We start from the raw sequence: 18,264 nt of genomic DNA, 5'->3' as shown, positions 1-18,264 counted from the left end.
ATGATCGAAGTGAGGAGCCGTATGCGTGAATTGCGCACGTACGGATCTGAGAGGGGTATGGGGCACAATCCGAGAAGGAAAGGCCCCGCCTACTCGACCAGGTATTTCATGCGGAATTGGCTTGTTTTGGCGAAAAACCTGCAAAAGCGCAGGAATTTTTGCTGAAAGTGAGTCTGTGTCCATTTGTTCGGTGAAAAGCCTGCACTTTTGCAGGAATTGTTCGTGGACAATGATCAGGGCCGCAAATTCATGTATTTTTGCAGGTTTTCTTCGTGCAGGTAGGCAGGGTGCAGCAGGGATTTTCGATAATGGTAAAAAGCCTGCACAATTGCAGGAATGTTTCGTCTCCAGCGTATGAACGAACGAAAACCTGCACTTTGCGGACTTTCTCCGCGCAGCCAGACAGCAAGGTGGCTAGTCCATCCGGCTCAGCGCGCGAGCTCCACTGCCTGACTTTCGCAGATTTTGCGTGCTCAACTGACAGTGGGCAAGTTTTTGGAAAGCCTCTTTTTACAGGTATCTGCGGGTGGCTGGTGATATTGGTCATTCACAGTTTTTATACTATGCCGGTGATGCCGATGATCCATTTCCGGTTGGATGTAATCGTTTGTCACCCGCAGGGTGCGCGAGCGGTGAATTTCCCTGACGGTTTATCTCATCGCCGGCGAGTTGGCCGGGCCGTCCGTTTTTTTGATTGACATTGATAATTATTATCAATATTATGAGTAGTGACGGTATCAAGCCAGGCGCGGGGAGAGGGATACATGAAAACGATCAAATACTGCTGCAGAAATGAAAAACTCGGCTCCAAACAAATATATAAATCGTTGAAAAACGAATATCCGGACTTGAAACAGAAGAAAAAAGACTGTCTGGGCAACTGCAAGCACTGCAAAAAACAATGCATCGCCATGATCGGCAAATCGGAATTGCTGTGCGCGGCCTCTCCCGACTTGTTATACGCGCAGCTCAAACAAATCATTGCCGAATCCAGAGCGGAAAGCGTGATGGCATGAATACCGATTTGCTGAAGCTGTTATTTCCGTTTGTATTTCTTGGTGCAATTCTGGTAATCTTGTATGTGTGGGGAATACGTAAAAGATAACCATAAGAGAGGTGTGCAAAGATGTTGAACGATACACTTACTGAAGCTCTCAACGAGCAAATGAATTACGAATTTTACTCTGCGCACGTCTACATGGCCATTGCCGGTTATTGCGCCGCGGAGAGCCTCGACGGCTTTTCAAACTTTTTTATCGTACAAGCCGAAGAAGAGCGGTTCCATGCGATGAAAATTTTCAAATTTATTAATGACCGCGGGAAAAAAGTTTCCTTCAGCGGAATGGAGACGCCGCAAAACGAGTATAGATCGATTTTGGACGCTTTTGAGCATGCCTTCCAACATGAGCAAGAGGTAACCCGGCGGATTTACCATCTTTCCGACTTGGCGCTGAACGACAGGGAGCATGCGACGATTCATTTTCTAAAATGGTTCATTGACGAGCAGGTGGAAGAGGAAGCCATGTTCGACAGCATCATCAACAAACTGAAGCGGATCGATCAGGACAGCAACGCATTCTTTATGATGGATGCCGAATTTGCACAGCGCACTTTCACTCCTCCGGCCGCGGAATAAGATACGATTTCAGAAAAAGCTTGCTCTTTTTCACAAACACATTTGTGAGAGAGGGCAAGTTTTTTGGTTTTGCGCGGGGCGTTGTTTCATTGGTTTCAGAAGCAGTTTTGCAGTATGATAGAGATAAAGATATTGTTATGAAACGTCGGATTATGCCGGGGGACGGGGGATACTGTGCAAAATCGTAGGAGCTTTCGAATTGGACTTATTGTATTCGTGCTGTTCATAGCGGTCAATTGCTCGTATTCCGCTCCTGCCGCGGCTTCCGGTTGGCTGGACCGGATCAGGGACATTTATCAGCTGCCTGACAATGTGGAGCAGATTCAAAAAGACTATGAAGCTACGAAACAGCAGCTGGAAGAGCAAAAAGACAAGCTGTCGGAAGCGATGCGCCGCTCCCAGGAAACCGAGGAGCGTCTGCTGGCGCAAAATCAAGCGTTGCTGCAAGAAAACGATCAACTGCAAAAGCGTCTGCAGGCCATGGAACAGCTTGCCCTCGACAAGGAAGCGCGAAACCGGAAAATCGCCTACATAGTGTCGGCGGCGATAGCGCTGCTGGTGTTATATTTTGTGCTGGGACGGATCGTTCGCCTTATCGTCTGGCGCAGGCAGAAGAAGAGAGTAAGATTACGATAGGAGGCCGGCCCATATGGAGCTGACATTCGAGCAAGCCGATCAACATGCCCGTATGGCCACTTTGGCTGTCGAAGCTAACGAATCCGTTCACGTCCTGCACCCGAATCAAATTGCCGCCTTTCAGGGGCTGTCAGGGCAAAGAGAGGATTCCTTGATGAAGCTTCCCGGCATGTACCGAAAAAAGCGCCTGATCCAATCGCGGATTCATGGGCCTGCGAGGTTTATGCTGGGACTTCCCGAGGGATACTATTTGAAAGTGATTACGCTTGGCACCGAAGACGACCTCCTGTATGAATTCCGCCATGTGTTGTTTTTCACCGACGGCGTGAGCTTCTCTTCGCATATTCAAAGCGTGAAAAACTCGCTCCTGACACAGGATTTTGTGAAAATGAAATTCAAGGGACCGGGCATGCTGGGGCTGATGACAACAGGGCCGCTGTATGCCATGGAGCTTCACCCCGAACGGCCGCTGTACGTCGATACCGCGTGCCTTGTCGCTTATCCGCAGCAGGCGAGCCTGCGTCCGTGCGTGTACGGGAACACGCTTGCCAGCCAGCACATGAACTACCACTGGGAGATGACAGGCAGGGGGACCGTTCTTCTGCAGCCCTGCAAGCCCGACCGCAAGCTGGACGGACATATGCAGAGCGACAGCCTGCTGAAGCGAATCGCGCTGGAAGTCATCCCGTTCGGCGGGGTTTTTATCAAATGACGATTCAATTTAAAATGAAAATAAACATTGGAAAAAATTTTTTTAAAAAAACATTTGCTTTTTCTCGCAAATACTGATATATTATTTCTTGTCGCTTCTGAGAAACATTACGAGAACGGCAAGCAGAATGACCCATGCGGAAGTGGCTCAGGGGTAGAGCATCGCCTTGCCAAGGCGAGGGTCGCGGGTTCGAATCCCGTCTTCCGCTCCATTAAGTGCCCATAGCTCAGCCGGATAGAGCGTTTGACTACGAATCAAAAGGTCGGGAGTTCGAATCTCTCTGGGCACGCCATTTCTTTACTAAGCTTCATACTATCGGGACGTAGCTCAGCTTGGTAGAGCACCTGCTTTGGGAGCAGGGGGTCGCATGTTCAAATCGTGTCGTCCCGATACGCGCGGGTGTAGTTCAATGGTAGAACTCCAGCCTTCCAAGCTGGTAGCGTGGGTTCGATTCCCATCACCCGCTTCATAAGAAAAGCTTAAAACCCTTGTCTGCATATTGCGCAGCGAGGTTTTTTTGTTTTTTCGGCGAGCAGCGGCGGGGAAAAATGCTCTCAGATCGAAATCTCGAGCGCGATTGCCGTAGATTTACCCCTGAAAAAACGGTCCCCAAGAGACTCTATCTGAATCCATAGTGGCAGTTATGGTATAATACTAGTAAGATTTCATACGGGATGGAAGGTGAAATTACGATGATCCGTGTCCAAGACTTGCATAAATTAATCAAGCTTACAGGCGAGCGGGCAAAGCTGGATGCAAAAGCAAACGGAACTTACATTGTATATAAAACAGATAAAGGACAGATTGTAAAAGAGTACACAAATGGCGATATCATACCAATAAGCGATCAGGAATTACCTCATGAATGAGCCCGTAGCAGTCATGTATGTATTTGCCGGAAATAACGGTAGTGGCAAAAGCACGATTCGAAATTTGCTTGTAGACCGTCTTGGAATTAGTGTCAACATTGATCCCGATGCCTTGGCTCGCGGGATCGATGCAGACTATCCGGATAGCCGTAAAGTATCTGCGGGGAAAGAAGCGATCAAACTTGCTAGGGACTGTATACGTAACAAACGTGACTTTTCTGTAGAAACCACCTTAGCTGGCGGAAACGTGATTCGACTCATGAGAGATGCTAGAGAGCATGGCTTTGAGATCACCATGTTTTATGTTGGACTTGGAGACTATCGGCTTAACATCGAACGGGTTGCTGCTCGAGTTCAGAATGGCGGTCACCATATTCCGACTGAGGATATCATAAGAAGGCATACAACATCAATTCAAAACCTGCTTTCCCATCAGCAGCTCATTGATCACTTAATTGTTATTGACAATAGCGACTCGGCTGGAACAATCGTGTTGGAAACAGAGCATAATGTCCTGAAATATCAGGTTGCCCAGCTCCCTTTGTGGGTTCAAAATATCGTGCACCATTTTGAATTTTAGGATAGCAAACAAAAACGGCCAGAGCGATCGCGCACTGGCCGTTTTGTTTTGGAAAATCTCAGGTTACGGTCAACGTGTCCCCGATAACCAGGGAATGCAGCCCCGCATACCCCTCCGCGGCTAAAATGCCGCACAATGCGTCTGTGGACGCTTTGCGCGCGTGGACAAGCGCCGTCTGTTTGCTTGGCAGCGCGGCCAGCATCGATTTTACGTCCGGCATGCCTTGGTGCACCTTGTACCGGACGAAGCTAGCGCAAGGGTCGCCGCTGTCCAGCAAGCGCCGGCCCAAGCTGCCCTGGGCCAGGTGGCCGGTCAAAATGACGCGGTAACCGCCGCGCTGCTGCAGCGTTTCGTGGTACCAGAGGCAGCGCGGCGACTGTATCATGCCGTCGTTCGTAAACACGATGGCGCCCCCAGCGCCGCCCAGCGCCTGTACGCGCTGCGCCTCATGGTCTACCGTGACCATGCGCCCATGGCGCAGTCCGCGCTCTATGCGCGCTGCAGCGCCTTCCTGCAGCCACTCTGTCCACTGCAGCATTTGGCCGAGCGCGTCGACGAGCTCTTTTTCGACGACGATGCGAGTGTCCGCAAACGTCTCCTGCGCCCACAGCAGCAGCTCCTGGCCTCTGCCGTAGGTCGGCACCGGCAGCAGGACCGTTTCTCCCCGCGCGATCGCTTCGCTGATCGCATGCCTTAGCTGCTCAAGCTTTTGAGCTTGCGTATCCGGGTCCGTTGCATAGGCCGCATCGACGATCGCCAGATCGACGGGGAGATGCGGCCTATTGCGCCGCTCCGCTGCCGGAGGCAGCGCGGGCCGATCCGCAGCGAGCAGCGCCGACTCCGCCGTATAGTCCCCGGAGAAGAAGGCGAGGCGGTCCTCCAGCTGCATCAGCAGCCAAATCGAGCCCGGCAGATGGCCGCTGCGGCCCCAGCAGACGCGCAGCTTCGGCGAGATCGCCAGCCATTCCCCCGGAGCGACCGCTTCTTCGATATAGGCGTATTGAACCGCCTCGATATGCCGCTCCTCGTACGGCAGGCTGCCTCCGCGGGAAGCGACGTACTGCTTCCATGCGCCGAAGTAGGCAGGCAGCTGCCGGACCGTGGCCCGCGTCGTCCAGACTTTGCCGCGGTAGCCAAGCTTATACAGCATAGGAACGGCCATCGAATGATCCTCATGGGCGTGGGACAAAAAAACCGCATCCAGTGCGGCTACGGTCTGCTCGGATAAGGAGGGGTACTCCCCGGCGCCTTCCTTTTTGACCCCGCAATCGAGCAGCACGCGGGTTTGAAGATGTTCGATCAGATAGCTGGAGCGGCCGTGCTCTCCGGCTCCGCCCCATACGGTTGCTTGCATTATTTCACACTCCACTTTTTGTTTGCGCTCAAGATGTTGATGCCGAGCAGCATGAGCGTCGTCAGTCCGACGGATACTACGGCCATCGCCATGCCCAGCGACACTTTGCCCTGCTCGAATTGCGAGAAAATGTACGTCGCCGACGTTTCCATCGATGGGGGAAGAATCATAAGAGATGCGACCAGTTCGCGTACCGAGATGGTGAAGGTCATCATCCATCCGGCGACCATTCCCGGTATGATGAGCGGCAGCAAAATCCGCCGGAAAATGTACGCGGCGCTCCCTCCGAACACCCGGCCGGCTTGAAACAGCGATTCATCCAGCTGGGCGAAATTCGCTTTGACATACTGTACCGTGTAAGGCAGGAAAAAGACGGTATACGTCAGGACGACCATGCCGTACGTATTGTACAGCGGAATCGGATTCCAGGGCGCATTCCATAGCAGGATCAGACCGACGACGATGACGATGCCCGGCACCGTATTCGGCAGCAGGCTGAACAAGTCGGTCAAGCGCTGCGGCCACGATTTGGCACGCCCGATCATTAAGGCGAAATAGGTGCCGAGAATGACGGACAAAGTCGCCGCCACCAGCGACAAGCCCAAGCTGTTCAAGATGGCCAGCATGCTTTTCGAGCCCCAAGTGAGCAGCTCTGCGTAGTTGTGCAGCGTCAGGTTGCCCCACGCGAGGCCGACGCCGCGCAGCTTCATCAACGACGCCGAAATGATCGAGAAGTACGGCACGCCGATGGACAGCAGGATCAAACCGAGCACGTACAGCCATACAAGCGTGCGCGTCCAGCCGTTCAGGCGGTACACCTTGCCGCGGGAGCCTTTGCCGCCGACGAGCGAGTAGGTAAACCGCTGGCTGACGAGCGTCTGGATATACCAGATGAGCAGGCAGGTGCTCAGCAAAATCGAAGCGAGCGCCGTCGCTTTGCCGAAGTCGATCGGCCAGCTCGAAATGTACTTATGGATTTCCGAAGTAAGCACATAGAAACCGATTTTGCGGCCGAACGTGGCCGGCGTGCCGAATTCGGCAATCGTTTTGACGAAGATGAGCAGCGCTCCCATCGCGTAGCTGGATAGCAGCAGCGGCATCACGACGCGCCTGAAGCTGTACAGGAAGCCGCCGCCGTGAACGCTTGCCGCCTCTTCCTTGCTGCCGCCGATCTGTACGAGCGCATTGCGGAGAATCAGGTACAAAAACGGAAATAAATGAAGGCTCATAATGGCGATCATGCCGAACTCGCTGAAAAAGACCGGCGTCAGCACGGCCGCGGGAGGCAGCAGCTGCTCCATAAAGCCGCTCTTCTGCATGAACAAAATCCAGCCCATAGAGCCGATGTAAGGCGGAGTCATGAACGGAATCAACAGAACGATATCGAGCCAGGTATGCTTTTTCAATTCTGTTCTGGACAATATCCAGGCCAGCGGCAGCGCCAGCACTGTCGTCCCTGCGACGACGTACAGACCGAGCCGGATGGAGTTCCAGAACACTTCTCCGAGCTCATTTTCCATAATCGTACGCAGCGGAGCCAGCAAATCCAACTGCTCGCCGGAGTGCACGCTCGTTAAAAAAATGAAAAAAAGCGGGACGACCACCAGCATCGCCAAGATCAGCAAGGCAAGCGTCATCCCTAATTTTTTATAAGAAACTGTCTGTGTATTGTACATGCAAGCCTCTATTTGAACAACTGCGTAAATTTCTTCGTGACGGCATCGCCGTTGCTGTCCATCCAGTTCCAGTCCACTTTCATTTGCGGAATTTGATCGACGCCGGGACGGTTGATAGGAGCTACGTCTTTGCGGCCTGGCAGCAGGTACGTTTCGGCAACCATTTTTTGCGCTTCGTCAGACAACAGGTAGTCGATGAACGCTTTGGCGTTGTCCACGTTTTTGCTCGATTTCATAATGGCTGCGGGACGAGGGCTGATGACGGTGCCGCTTGCAGGATAAATCATATCGATCGGCTCGCCTTTGGCTTTGGCCTGGTAAGTCATGTAGTCGACGCCTGCCGCCACAACGCTTTTGGAGCCTGTAATGACCGGATCGAGAGCTTCCTGGTTGGCGCCGGCCATCGCAACGCCGTTTTTCTTGAATTGATCGATCAGATCCCAGCCGGCGTCGCCTTTGGCGCTCAAATAGCCTGTCACAAAATCCAGCGCAGAGCCGGACAATGCCGGGTCAGGAATGTTCACTTTGCCTTTCCATTCTTCCTTCGTCAGGTCGGCCCATTCCTTCGGCGGGTTTTTCACCAGTTTCGTGTTGTAGCCGATACCGAGCGCCGATGCGCTGTAACCGAAGAAGCTGCCGTCTTTATCCGACCATTCCGGAATTAATTTGTCGGCATTTTTCGCTTCTTTGTATTCCAGGGTAAGCCCGCTTTTCTTCAGGCCCTGTGCGGAAGGCAGCGAAGCCAGCACCACTACGTCGACTACCGGATTGGCTTTTTCGGCTTCCATCCGAGACAAAATTTTTCCCGTTGTGCCCTGGAACATCTCGATTTTTACGCCGGTTTTGGCTTCATAACCTTTTTGGATGCTCTCGGCCAGCTCTTTGGGGCCTGCGCTGTATACGACAAGTTTGCCGCTAAGTTTCTTTTCTTCTGTTTTTGTCTCTTTAGCGGGCTGTGCGGTTTGCTCCGTCTTTGGAGCTGCGCTGTTTGCTGGTGCCGCTGTCTGCTGCGAGGCTCCGCAGCCTGCGATTCCGAAACCGACCACGGCCGTAAGTACCAGTAACGCTCCGTTTTTTAACCCTGTTCCCTTTTTCATTGATAAAAAGCCTCCCTAAATTTGTTGTGAAATTTGATGAATATGCTGCAGCGATATGTAAATCTCCGTCTGCTGTCCGACCGGCATGCGGATATGGTGGTACGCCGTCCATATGCCCCTTGCTCCCATATCCAACTGCACTTCGTAGCGGTCGCCCAAATAGCTGACGCTGCGGATTGTGCCCGTGTACGTCTCGTACCCGGACTCTGACCCGGTGGGGCTGCTGCTGCCGATGTCGCTGCCTTGCTTCCACCGGATATGTTCCGGACGAAACATGCGACGGTCTTTCTCCAGCCAGTTCGACTTGCCGATAAACTGCGCTACGAAAGGGTGCGCCGGCGCGCCGTATATTTGCTCCGGCTGTCCGATCTGGAGGATGCGCCCTTCCTTCATGACGACGATCTCGTCGGACATCGACATCGCCTCGGTCTGATCGTGCGTGACGTACAGCGCGGTCAAGCCGATGTCCCGCACCAGCGCGATGAGCTCCAGCCTCATCTCGTCCCGAAGCAAAGCATCGAGAGCGCTAAGCGGCTCATCGAACAGGACGAGCTGCGGCCGCGTCACGACCGCCCGGGCAAAGGCGACCCGCTGCTGCTGTCCGCCCGAAAGCTGGTGCGGATAGCGGTCCTCCATCCCGCCGAGCCTTACCGTGTCGATCGCCTCCTGCACCTGGCGCTTCAGATCTTTCGTCTTCCGCGCTGCGCGCAGCCCGAAAGCTACATTTTCGAACACCGTCATATGCGGCCACAGCGCGAAATCCTGGAACACCATCCCGAAGCTGCGGCGGTTCGCCGGCTTGTCGATGCGGCGTTCGCTCGAAAAGATGCACTCGTCGCCCGCGAACAGCTCGCCGCGATCCGGCGTCTCCAGGCCGGCGATCATGCGCAGCAGCGTTGTTTTGCCGCAGCCCGAAGGCCCCAGAAGTGTGGTGAAGCGGCCTTCGCGAATCCGCAGATCCGTGGACTGCAGAGCTCGTACCTGTCCGAACGATTTTTGCAAGCCTTGAATTACGACGTCCATGAACTTCCCTTCCCATCTGCCAATCTAGCCTCAGTGTACAGGCGGAAATGCAGGGAAATATTATCGCCAAGTAAAATATTTGTTAAAAATATCAATGCTATCTATTCAACTCCATAGATTTTTTCTATACTGGTTCCGTAACGATCTCTGGAGGCAAGGGTGAGGGCCATGAACATGAATTTACTGAAGCTGCAAATTGTCGAGCTGTTGGAGAAGCATGAAAAAATTACGGCGGTGGCCGATGTGCTCGGTTTGAAGCAGCCGACGGTCACTTTTCATATGAAAAGCCTGGAGCAGGAGCTCGGCGTTCAATTGTTCGAATCCCGCGCGGGCAAAGTGCATTTGACGGAGGCGGGCAAATCGCTGCACCATTATTCGGTCAAAATCAACTCCTTGGCGCAGGAAGCCGTCAGGGTCGTCAAAGAATTCGATCAGCTCGGCAGAGGCTCTTTGAAAATCGGGGCAAGCTATGTGCCGGGCACCTACATTCTTCCGCGTATTTTAAGCGAGTTCGCCAAAGCTTACCCGCGAATCAGCCTGTCGCTGATGGTCAAAACCGCTCCCGTCATCAAGGACATGCTGCTCAATCACGAGATCGATCTCGGGGTCATTTCCAGCGAGCCGTTCCAGATGCCGCCGTTGATGGCTGAGACGCTGTGCGAGGACGAGCTGGTGCTCATTTTGTCCCCGCGCCACCGGTTGGCCCGGTATGCCCAACTGTATCCCGATCAACTGGAGCAGGTTCCGTTCCTGCTGCACAGTCCGGAATCGAGCACGCGCCAAATGACGGCAAAATGGGCGCAGAGCAACCGCATCGAGCTGAATGCGCATATGGAGCTGGACTCGCTGGAGGCGATCAAGCAGACGGTCATGTTGGGCGAAGGGGTTTCTTTCGTATCCAGTTTGGCCGTCCGCAAGGAAGTGGAGCGAGGGGAACTGCTGACCCGGCAAATTCCGCAAAATGTGTATAATCGCTACGTGTACTGCGCATACAATCTGGATCGCCGGCAGTCGGCTCTGATGGACGGGTTTATCGGTCATCTGCGCAGTGCGTTGTCCGGTTAACACAAACGGAGGGGCTGAGTGCGTCCATTTATTTACAAAAACAACACATCACACGAACATTAAGATTACAATTGCTCTCTATAGTCTACGTTGTAAGCACATTCCAATTTTGAAGGAGATGTCAATGATGAGACAAAGAAGCAAATGGATCGGCGTTCTGGCGGCTACGGCATGTACGGCGCTGCTGGCAGTATCCCTGGGTGCGCCTGTGCCGGCTAAGGCGGCAAGCAACATGGTGCCCGATTATGAGGTTAAGCTGCTGCTCGACCCAAGCGTCGTGCTTGACTCCGACCACAAGCTGAACAGCACGGTCCGCACCGCCTTCGGCATGCCGGAAACCGTCACCAAAATGAACGTGCAGTTCATGGACACGAACGCTAAAGACATCTACGACAACGGATGGGTTGCCCGTGTCCGCAAAACAGAGGGCGAGAAAGATTTTGAACTGACTTACAAAAAGCGTTACCCGATTACAAACGGCAGCATCGATGCGGCATTAACTAAAGCCAATCAGGAAGGCTTCGATTCCAGCGATACGAACTACGAGGCTCAGATCGAATGGGGCTATCAAAATCAGACGCTCAGCTTGTCCAGAGTGAAAACCGACAGCAAATCCGGCTACAGCGGCATGGATCTGCCTTCCGCCAGCGATTCCCGCAAGCTGCTGGTCAATAATGTTCCCGGCAAAATGGACAAATGGGTATATACCGGTTGGGGAACCGACATGCTGAACGCTTCCCGCATCTACGGTCCGGTGCTTGCCAAGCGTTACATCGGCACATGGAGCGGTCTGAAAACGTACATAGAAATTTGGCCGATTAAAAATGCGTCCGGCACCGGCACGGAATATGTCGTGGAAGCATCCTTCAAAACGACGAGCCGCACTACCGCTCAGCAAAAGCATGACGACTTGATCGCCTACTTGCAGGGCAAAGGCTGGTTCCTGCCTCAGGACTCGCTGAAAACCCAACTGATCATGGACCGTTACTAATTCGAGGCGCAGCCGCTCGGGGGCGTCGCCGCATGGTGGGTGGTCGGCCTGCTCTGTGGGGGAGACCGACCGCCGTCATGCAGCGCAGCACCACGCGCTGGGAGCCTGAGTGCTGCGAGCGGTGAGTGGTGCGGCCGATGCTTCCTGTCCCGCAAAACCTGCGAAAGTGCAGGAATTTTCTTGGAAGAAGGTTCATTTTGGCGAAAAGCCTGCGATTGTGCAGGAATTTTCGCTGAAAATGAACCTAAGGCCTTGTGTGCGGCAAAAAGCCTGCACAATTGCAGGAATTCTTTGCGGCCGGCGTATCAGGGGCGCAAATTCATGTACATTTGCAGGTTTTCTTCGTGCAGCCGGGCAAATTGTGGCTATCCCCTCTAACGTGAGGGGGGCATTCACGCTTGCATTCACGCAGCCATGCGAGAGCGGCCATGCCAGCAGGCAGTCACGCCGGCAGGCAGATGGGCGATCTGGCTTGGTTTGCGTTTTTCTTCTTCTCCTCCGCTCGTTTTCGAAAGAAAGCGGGCGGTTTTCTTTTTGTGCTTGCTTAAACTAATGTTGTTAGTTATAATACTAATATAATTAGTTTTTTTGGCGAAGGCAGGGGATCGTGAATGAGTTTTATTGTGTTTATGATTTTGTTTTGCGGGTTGTGCGGCTGGTTGGATGTTTCGATTGAAAGAAAAGCGAAAGGGGAGGGGATGTAAATGTTTGCCGGACATTTTGGTCTTGCCGCCGCGGTGAAAGCGAAGCGCCCTGAGGTGCCGTTATGGGCTTTGATGCTGAGCACGCAGCTTCTTGATGTTATTTTTGTTCCTCTTTTTGTGACGGGTGTCGAAACAATCGATAGCAGTCACGGTACGGGGTATGGCGAGGGCGTGATTCACGCGGACTATACGCATTCGCTCGCCGGTGCGGTGCTTATTGCGCTGATCGCTGGCTTGCTGGCCTGGAGCCGCTGGGGGCGGAAGGGCGGATGGACGATTGCGGGGATGGTGTTCAGCCACTGGATTCTGGATCTGCTCGTCCATCGGGCTGATTTGCCGCTCCTGCCCGGTAATGCGGGCGGGTTTCCGCTGCTCGGGTTCGGCCTGTGGCAATGGCCGGCTGTCAGCGCGGTGATGGAAGCTGCGCTGATCGTGGCGGGCGCGGTCATGTACGGCCGCTCGGCGATGCGGAGGGCGAGGCTTGCAGGGGCGCGCCAAGCGGCAAAGAGCAGCCTGCTTCGCGCCGGAATTGCCGGAGGCGTGATGGCGCTGCTGCTGGTGTCGGCATTGATTTTGGATATGGCAGGTTGATAGTACAAAGCGGGTTCCCGAAAGCGAGGGGGACTCGCTTTTTTTTGTTAAACGCGTTGTTATGGTCGACCGATGCCTCCGTCATGCAGCACAGCACCGCGCGCTGAGATCCGCACGCAGCCGCAGAGTTTCCGGTTTGGGGAGTCAAATCTGTGTATAGTTTTTCTTTGGGGGTAGCCTATTTGCGTTATATAATATTACATATTAAGTTATATTATTTTTGAAATTTCGACAAATTTCAAGTATGATCGTAGTAATTGTATGTAAGCTGACATAGACGTCGATGGGGGAAGGGGTCGGTTTCATTGAAAAAGTGGTATAAAAAACAACTGCTTTCGTATTTTCCGCTTTTTTTGCTAACCATTTCTATCATGGTGCTGCTCGGCCTTTTTGTCGTTTCGGACATTTCGCAAAAAGAGACAAAAAAGGCGAACGGTCTGTCTGCGGCGTATGTATCGGACACGATGTCGCGGTCGCTGAATGAAATTCAGTATGCGCTGCTGGAGGAGTTGGCCACTAACGATAAAATCAAACTGTTCGCCGAGCATGACAAGCCGCAGGCCGATGACGAGGGTTTGCTTTTTTTTAACATATCTTCTGCTTTGAACGCTCTTGTGTTGAACAACCACCTGATTCATTCAATTTATTTGTACCGTGCGGACGATGGGTTAATTATTATGCAAAATCGAAAAGATACGCTGAACGCGTTCTTTGATAAGGATTTCGTTACAACGATGTCGACTCACCCGCAAACGGACCGTTGGTCGGATGTGCGGAGCATTCGCGAGTCGTATTCGGAACGGGAAATTCCCGTTATTTCTTTGGTGAAAAAGCTTCCGCTCCCTTTTGGCAGCCAAGGCATTGCGGTCATCAACGTCGATGTTCGCGCGCTCCAGGAAAACCTGAACAGTCTCAGCGACCACAAGGTAACTTTGATGCAAGTGGTCAACGAACAAGGGACTGTCGTTATGTCTTCGGAGCCGATGAATGTCGGAAACGCCGAATCGAACCGAGGGGAGGTCATTTCGGATATTCCCATACCGGGAACGGGGTGGAGTATTCATAGCGGAATAAAAGCCGGCCAACTGTTTGCTTGGGTTTCGCTGATTTCTTACTTTTGGCTTGCCGCCGGCATTGCGACGATCGTTGCTTCTCTCGGCTACTTGATTTATATATCCAAACGCAACTACAGGCCGATTCAATTGATGATTAACAAGCTCGACTCCATTCAGCTCCGCTTCCTTCCCGCAGGCCGGGATGTGGATGATTTATCCTTCATAGGGCAAGCTATGGAAGGTTTGATCGAGCAGGCGCAGCATTACGAACAACGGCATCATGCCAATCTGCTCATTCGGCGTAGGCAACTGTTTAGCGAGCTCATGAACGGTACGGGCAAGATTACGGAAGAAGAATGGAACGACGGCGTGCCGGCGTTTCAAGAGCAGGCTCCGATTCGCGAAATGGGCGTTATTGTCGCCGAAATGGAGCGGTACGACGTCTTTACGGCTGAGCATGTGCCGGAGGATCAGACGGTGCTCAAGCTTGCGCTGCAAAATATCGTGCAGGAATTTTTTGGCGCTCATCTATCTGTCTGGAACGAATGGCTCGGCGGCAGCCGGTTGGGCATCATTTACGCGGTGCCGCATGACTGCGAACATAGTCCGGACCGTCTGGTCGACATGATAGAAACGAGCCAACGATGGATTGAAGAGCGTATGGGCATTGATTTTGTTTTTGCCGGAGGTTCTGCCGTCAGGAGTTGGGAGGCGCTGCATCATTCCTATAGTTCCGCGTTGCAAGCGCTCGGCCACAAGCTGACGCGCGATCGCAAAGCGTTGATTATGGTCGATCACCTGGCAGGCCGTCCTGCGGGGGAAACTTACGGCTATTGGCCCAAGGCCGCCGATATTGCCAAAGCGTTCCGGCTGACCCATGACGGCTGGAGAACGCAGCTGGCCGAGCTGTTTGCCGACTTCAGGCAATATAAGCTGCGCGACGAAGATATTGCGATGGTGCTTGAAACAATGATCAAGCTGCTGGAGAGGGAGATCGGAAACGGAATTGGTGCGTCAGAAAGCATGCGGCTGGCTTGGGAACGGTCGAGTTTGCAGGGGATGGTTCGGAAGAGTGCCACACTGCAGGAGCTTGAAGCAAATATGACGAGTTCTATGGGCGAATTGTACCGGACTTATGTATCCGTCTGTGAGGCAAACAGCTATCAAGCCGTTATCATCGAAATGAGGAGCTATATCGAGGAGCATTTCGAGGACCCTGATCTCTCGTTGAAACATTTGAGCGACAGGTTCGGCGTTAACGGGAAGAATGTAAGCCACATGTTTAAAGAAGCGTTTGGGATGAAGTTTGTCGATTTTCTGATGGATTTGCGAATTGAGAAAGCCAAGCATTTGCTGACTGAAACCGAATTGGCGCAGCAGGACATTGCTCAACGGCTCGGCTATTCCAACTCCATTACGTTTGGGCGGATGTTTAAGCGCATGGTGGGGGTCACGCCTGGAGATTATAGAAAAAAGCACGCGCTGTATCGATAGCTCACCGGGGAAACAGTTTGCTAAATGGAAGTTTAGCAGGCTGTTTTTGTTTGCCGGCGCTAAAACGCGCAGTGTGGCATGCGGACCTCGCATTTTCGGAAGATGTCGAAAAATTCGGCGTCCTGGCGGTGCAATGAAAGGGGCGCAAAAGCTCCCCCGCATGTGGTCGACCGACCGCCGTCATGCAGCGGAACGCGGCGCGTTGGGAGCTGCGCGCGGTGCGCGGGGGTGTCGCTAGATGCGCGGAATACCCCGCCGTTTGCGAAGTCGGCTTGGGGCTGCAGCCCTGGGACAGCAGGGTACCGAAAACCTGCAAAAGTGCAGGCTTTTTCCGTGAAAGTGGCTCGTTTTGGCGAAAAGCCTGCGAAAGTGCAGGAATTTATTATTAAAACGGGCCTAAGCCCGTGTGTTTGATGAAATTCCTGCACATTTGCAGGGATTTTTCGTTGCCGGCGTATGCGCGAGCAAAAAGCTGTACATTTGCAGGTTTTCTCCGTGACGCCAGCCAGATGTGCTACCCCTAACGTACGGGTTTTTCAGCAGTCTGGGCTATTGCAGGTTTTCTCCGTGTCGCCAACGGATGTGCCATCCCCAAACGCACGGGTTTCATCAGTCTGGGCTTTCGCAGGTATTCTCCGCGTCGCTAGGTAGATGTGCTGTCCCCCTAACGTACGGGTTTCTCCAACAGTCTCGCATTTGCAGGCTTGCTGCTCATTAGTCTAGTGGATGCGCCGGCTCTTGTGGGTAAGTTCTCTGAGACAGTCTCGCGTTTACAGGTTTTTTGGCGTGTGGCTGGTTATGTCTTGGCTATCCGGTTTTTTGATGTTCTTGCTAGTCACGGTTTTTCAGCGTGATTGGATATATTTGTTTGCCGCCTGCGAGGCGATTTTGTTTTATTATGTTATGTAATATGCCATTAATCATCGTAGAAAAAAGTTTATTGCATATTTTCGATGCATATGAAAGGCTTTGAGTGAGTTTTGTGTCAGTTTATATGACGGAAACAAGTTTATTGTTCGATTTGCTGACACGGTGACATACTGTAGGTGTTCCCGGACGAAGCGGGACGACGATAAATCAGGGAGACAGGGAGTTGAGGGCAATGAAGAAGAGGTTGGTGCACAGCAGGTTCGGCAAACAGGCAGTGATGATGCTGACGCTCGTTAGCGTGTTGTCTGCTTGTTCAAGCTCAAACGGCAATTCGGGGGTTCAGACCGGCAAGGAAGCGGGCACAGCGGAGAAAAAGCCTGTAACGATCAAGGTCGAGGTATTCGACCGGGGCAACTCGCCGGCAGGCAAGTCGGTGACAAACAACTATTTAACGAAGTATGTGGAAGACAACTTTACTAAAAAGACAAACATCAAAGTCGAGTTCGTGCCTGTGCCCAGATCGCAGGAGGTTGAGAAGCTGAACGTGCTGATGGCCAGCGGCGACGCGCCGGATATTGTGTTCACTTACGACTCCAACGTCATCTACAGGTACGTACAGCAGGGAGGAGTCGCAGAGATCGGAGCGCTGCTCGATCAGTACGGTACTAACCTGAAGACATACCTGGGCAAAGATACGCTTGCTTACGGCACTTATGACGGCAAACAATATGCGATTCCGGGTAAACGGGTTTATTTGGGCAAATATTCCTCGGAAATTCGCCAGGATTGGCTCGATAAGCTCGGTCTCCCGGCCCCGAAAACGACGGATGAGGTGTACCAGACGCTCAAAACCTTTAAGGAAAAGAAACCGGGAGGCGACCAAACGATTCCGCTCGGCTTCTCCTTGACGAACGCTTCTTATGAGCCGATCATTTGGTCTTTCATCAAAAAAGTAAGCGAAGAAGAGCGCTACACGCTGACGCAGCAGCTCGGTTCCAGCGAATATACGCTGCTGCTGCCCGGGCATAAGGACGGGGTCCGTTTCCTGAACAAGCTTTATAACGAAGGATTGGTCAGTCCTGATTTTGCGCTCGATAAAGATAAAAAGAAAATGTACCAGGACATTGCGACGGGCAAAGTCGGCATGTACGCAGAGGATGCGGGGGAATCTTATTTGACCAGCCCTCCCGATACGTATACGGTTTTGCAAAAAACGGTTCCGGGAGCCAAGCTTGCTCCGCTTGACCCGTATACGAACGAGGAAGGCAAGCATACGAAGCCGGCTTACATTCCTGCGGCACTGAACATTATCATTCCGAAAACGAGCAAAAATGCCGCCGAAGCAATCCAATATTTGGATTGGATGTCCCAAAAAGATGTGCTGTACGCGATGACGTACGGAGAAGAAAGCAAAAACTACACGTTGACTAACAGCTTGCCCGTTCCGCTCGATAACGAAGATACGAAGCAAAGCTTTTACAACAAGGGCGACTACACGATTATTACGAACGGAACGGACTTCGGCAGCGCGGATAAAAATACGGAAGCACTGTCGCTGGCTTTCATTGAAGCCAACCGCAAGGATGCGACGCAGGCCTACAAAAACGGCTCGACGGACGGCCTCTCGCCTGTAAGGTTCCAACGCCCGATCGAAGCCGAAGGAAAATACGGCAAAGCGCTGCAAGAAAAATACGAGCAGCTTATCGTGAAGTCGATGCTGGCCAAGCCCGCCGATTTCGACAAAACGTATGACGACATGTTGAAGGACTACATGACGAACGGCGGCGATGCCATCCTGAAGGAGCGGACGGAAGCCTACAAAAATATGAAGAAGTAATCTCCGGCAGCTGGCTTCATGCATGGAAGTCCGGGCAAGTTCGAGCTTTCATGCATGAAGCGGCGCTTGATAAT

Annotated in this window: 16 protein-coding genes and 4 tRNA genes; 15 read left to right on the top strand and 5 right to left on the bottom strand. The window is 52.7% G+C overall.

Going from position 1 to position 18,264, the window contains the following annotated elements:
* Positions 1-764: 764 nt before the first annotated feature.
* The 10 genes from AC6RNO_RS34885 to AC6RNO_RS34840 all read left to right on the top strand — a co-directional run bounded on the left by AC6RNO_RS34885 (position 765) and on the right by AC6RNO_RS34840 (position 4,433).
* A complete protein-coding gene (locus tag AC6RNO_RS34885) occupies positions 765-1,016 on the top strand; it encodes a DUF1450 domain-containing protein (protein ID WP_474686788.1) in 252 nt (83 codons plus the stop codon).
* Positions 1,017-1,126: 110 nt separating this feature from the next.
* Positions 1,127-1,636, top strand: a complete 510-nt coding sequence (locus tag AC6RNO_RS34880; RefSeq protein ID WP_474686789.1) for a ferritin — start codon at positions 1,127-1,129, stop codon at positions 1,634-1,636.
* Positions 1,637-1,810: 174 nt separating this feature from the next.
* Positions 1,811-2,272 (top strand): hypothetical protein, encoded by a 462-nt coding sequence (locus tag AC6RNO_RS34875; protein ID WP_497108244.1) that lies wholly within the window; start codon positions 1,811-1,813, stop codon positions 2,270-2,272.
* Positions 2,273-2,285: 13 nt separating this feature from the next.
* Positions 2,286-2,984 carry an AIM24 family protein gene (locus tag AC6RNO_RS34870; protein ID WP_497108243.1) on the top strand — a complete coding sequence of 233 codons (699 nt, stop codon included), beginning with the start codon at positions 2,286-2,288 and terminating at the stop codon, positions 2,982-2,984.
* A 136-nt stretch (positions 2,985-3,120) separates the two neighbouring features.
* Positions 3,121-3,195: transfer RNA gene (locus tag AC6RNO_RS34865), tRNA-Gly, on the top strand.
* 4 nt (positions 3,196-3,199) lie between these two features.
* Positions 3,200-3,276 (top strand) — tRNA-Arg (locus AC6RNO_RS34860).
* Positions 3,277-3,300: 24 nt separating this feature from the next.
* Positions 3,301-3,374, top strand: a tRNA-Pro gene (locus AC6RNO_RS34855).
* Between the two features lie 5 nt (positions 3,375-3,379).
* A tRNA-Gly gene (locus AC6RNO_RS34850) sits at positions 3,380-3,450 on the top strand.
* A gap of 226 nt (positions 3,451-3,676) precedes the next feature.
* Complete coding sequence (locus tag AC6RNO_RS34845; RefSeq protein ID WP_474686792.1) at positions 3,677-3,853, top strand: hypothetical protein; 177 nt, start codon at positions 3,677-3,679, stop codon at positions 3,851-3,853.
* Positions 3,846-4,433, top strand: a complete 588-nt coding sequence (locus AC6RNO_RS34840) for an ATPase (RefSeq protein WP_474686793.1) — start codon at positions 3,846-3,848, stop codon at positions 4,431-4,433. The genes AC6RNO_RS34845 and AC6RNO_RS34840 overlap by 8 nt, the downstream gene beginning before the upstream one ends.
* A 58-nt stretch (positions 4,434-4,491) precedes the next feature.
* Here AC6RNO_RS34840 and AC6RNO_RS34835 read toward each other — a convergent pair whose 3' ends face one another.
* Genes AC6RNO_RS34835 through AC6RNO_RS34820 form a run of 4 tightly spaced genes read right to left on the bottom strand, consistent with a single transcriptional unit; the run spans position 4,492 to position 9,583 of the window.
* Positions 4,492-5,787, bottom strand: a complete 1,296-nt coding sequence (locus AC6RNO_RS34835) for an MBL fold metallo-hydrolase (RefSeq protein WP_497108242.1) — start codon at positions 5,785-5,787, stop codon at positions 4,492-4,494.
* Positions 5,787-7,463, bottom strand: a complete 1,677-nt coding sequence (locus AC6RNO_RS34830) for an ABC transporter permease subunit (protein WP_497108241.1) — start codon at positions 7,461-7,463, stop codon at positions 5,787-5,789. Before AC6RNO_RS34830 ends, AC6RNO_RS34835 begins: the two co-directional genes overlap by 1 nt.
* An 8-nt stretch (positions 7,464-7,471) precedes the next feature.
* Positions 7,472-8,560, bottom strand: coding sequence for an extracellular solute-binding protein (locus tag AC6RNO_RS34825; protein ID WP_497108240.1), 1,089 nt, complete (start codon positions 8,558-8,560; stop codon positions 7,472-7,474).
* Positions 8,561-8,575: 15 nt separating this feature from the next.
* Positions 8,576-9,583, bottom strand: a complete 1,008-nt coding sequence (locus tag AC6RNO_RS34820) for an ATP-binding cassette domain-containing protein (RefSeq protein ID WP_497108239.1) — start codon at positions 9,581-9,583, stop codon at positions 8,576-8,578.
* Between the two features lie 168 nt (positions 9,584-9,751).
* On the opposite strand from AC6RNO_RS34820, the gene AC6RNO_RS34815 reads away from it, so the two are divergent.
* Both AC6RNO_RS34815 and AC6RNO_RS34810 read left to right on the top strand, forming a co-directional pair.
* Positions 9,752-10,648, top strand: a complete 897-nt coding sequence (locus AC6RNO_RS34815) for a LysR substrate-binding domain-containing protein (RefSeq protein WP_488438445.1) — start codon at positions 9,752-9,754, stop codon at positions 10,646-10,648.
* 124 nt (positions 10,649-10,772) lie between these two features.
* Positions 10,773-11,639 (top strand): hypothetical protein, encoded by an 867-nt coding sequence (locus AC6RNO_RS34810; RefSeq protein WP_497108238.1) that lies wholly within the window; start codon positions 10,773-10,775, stop codon positions 11,637-11,639.
* Positions 11,640-12,043: 404 nt separating this feature from the next.
* Here the strand turns inward: AC6RNO_RS34810 and AC6RNO_RS34805 are convergent, their stop codons facing one another.
* Positions 12,044-12,358, bottom strand: a complete 315-nt coding sequence (locus tag AC6RNO_RS34805) for a hypothetical protein (protein ID WP_497108237.1) — start codon at positions 12,356-12,358, stop codon at positions 12,044-12,046.
* Between AC6RNO_RS34805 and AC6RNO_RS34800 the strand changes: the two genes are divergently transcribed.
* The 3 genes from AC6RNO_RS34800 (at position 12,344) to AC6RNO_RS34790 (ending at position 18,190) form a co-directional block, all read left to right on the top strand.
* Positions 12,344-12,934: a permease gene (locus AC6RNO_RS34800; RefSeq protein ID WP_474686800.1), complete on the top strand. Its 591-nt coding sequence runs from the start codon at positions 12,344-12,346 to the stop codon at positions 12,932-12,934. The genes AC6RNO_RS34805 and AC6RNO_RS34800 overlap by 15 nt on opposite strands.
* 305 nt (positions 12,935-13,239) lie before the next feature.
* A complete protein-coding gene (locus AC6RNO_RS34795; protein ID WP_497108236.1) occupies positions 13,240-15,483 on the top strand; it encodes a helix-turn-helix domain-containing protein in 2,244 nt (747 codons plus the stop codon).
* A gap of 1,102 nt (positions 15,484-16,585) precedes the next feature.
* Positions 16,586-18,190, top strand: a complete 1,605-nt coding sequence (locus AC6RNO_RS34790) for an extracellular solute-binding protein (RefSeq protein ID WP_497108235.1) — start codon at positions 16,586-16,588, stop codon at positions 18,188-18,190.
* Positions 18,191-18,264: the final 74 nt, after the last annotated feature.

It is taken from the genome of Paenibacillus sp. sgz302190 (assembly GCF_059820445.1).
This window is presented reverse-complemented; position numbering and strand designations above follow the sequence as displayed.

Coding starts and splice junctions, on each gene's coding strand:
- AC6RNO_RS34805 (WP_497108237.1), bottom strand. CDS start 12,358: ATGTCCGGCAAACATTTACATCCCCTCCCCTTTCGCTTTTCTTTCAAT.
- AC6RNO_RS34840 (WP_474686793.1), top strand. CDS start 3,846: ATGAATGAGCCCGTAGCAGTCATGTATGTATTTGCCGGAAATAACGGT.
- AC6RNO_RS34885 (WP_474686788.1), top strand. CDS start 765: ATGAAAACGATCAAATACTGCTGCAGAAATGAAAAACTCGGCTCCAAA.
- AC6RNO_RS34810 (WP_497108238.1), top strand. CDS start 10,773: ATGATGAGACAAAGAAGCAAATGGATCGGCGTTCTGGCGGCTACGGCA.
- AC6RNO_RS34870 (WP_497108243.1), top strand. CDS start 2,286: ATGGAGCTGACATTCGAGCAAGCCGATCAACATGCCCGTATGGCCACT.
- AC6RNO_RS34835 (WP_497108242.1), bottom strand. CDS start 5,787: ATGCAAGCAACCGTATGGGGCGGAGCCGGAGAGCACGGCCGCTCCAGC.
- AC6RNO_RS34800 (WP_474686800.1), top strand. CDS start 12,344: ATGTTTGCCGGACATTTTGGTCTTGCCGCCGCGGTGAAAGCGAAGCGC.
- AC6RNO_RS34830 (WP_497108241.1), bottom strand. CDS start 7,463: ATGTACAATACACAGACAGTTTCTTATAAAAAATTAGGGATGACGCTT.
- AC6RNO_RS34790 (WP_497108235.1), top strand. CDS start 16,586: ATGAAGAAGAGGTTGGTGCACAGCAGGTTCGGCAAACAGGCAGTGATG.
- AC6RNO_RS34880 (WP_474686789.1), top strand. CDS start 1,127: ATGTTGAACGATACACTTACTGAAGCTCTCAACGAGCAAATGAATTAC.
- AC6RNO_RS34815 (WP_488438445.1), top strand. CDS start 9,752: ATGAACATGAATTTACTGAAGCTGCAAATTGTCGAGCTGTTGGAGAAG.
- AC6RNO_RS34825 (WP_497108240.1), bottom strand. CDS start 8,560: ATGAAAAAGGGAACAGGGTTAAAAAACGGAGCGTTACTGGTACTTACG.
- AC6RNO_RS34820 (WP_497108239.1), bottom strand. CDS start 9,583: ATGGACGTCGTAATTCAAGGCTTGCAAAAATCGTTCGGACAGGTACGA.
- AC6RNO_RS34845 (WP_474686792.1), top strand. CDS start 3,677: ATGATCCGTGTCCAAGACTTGCATAAATTAATCAAGCTTACAGGCGAG.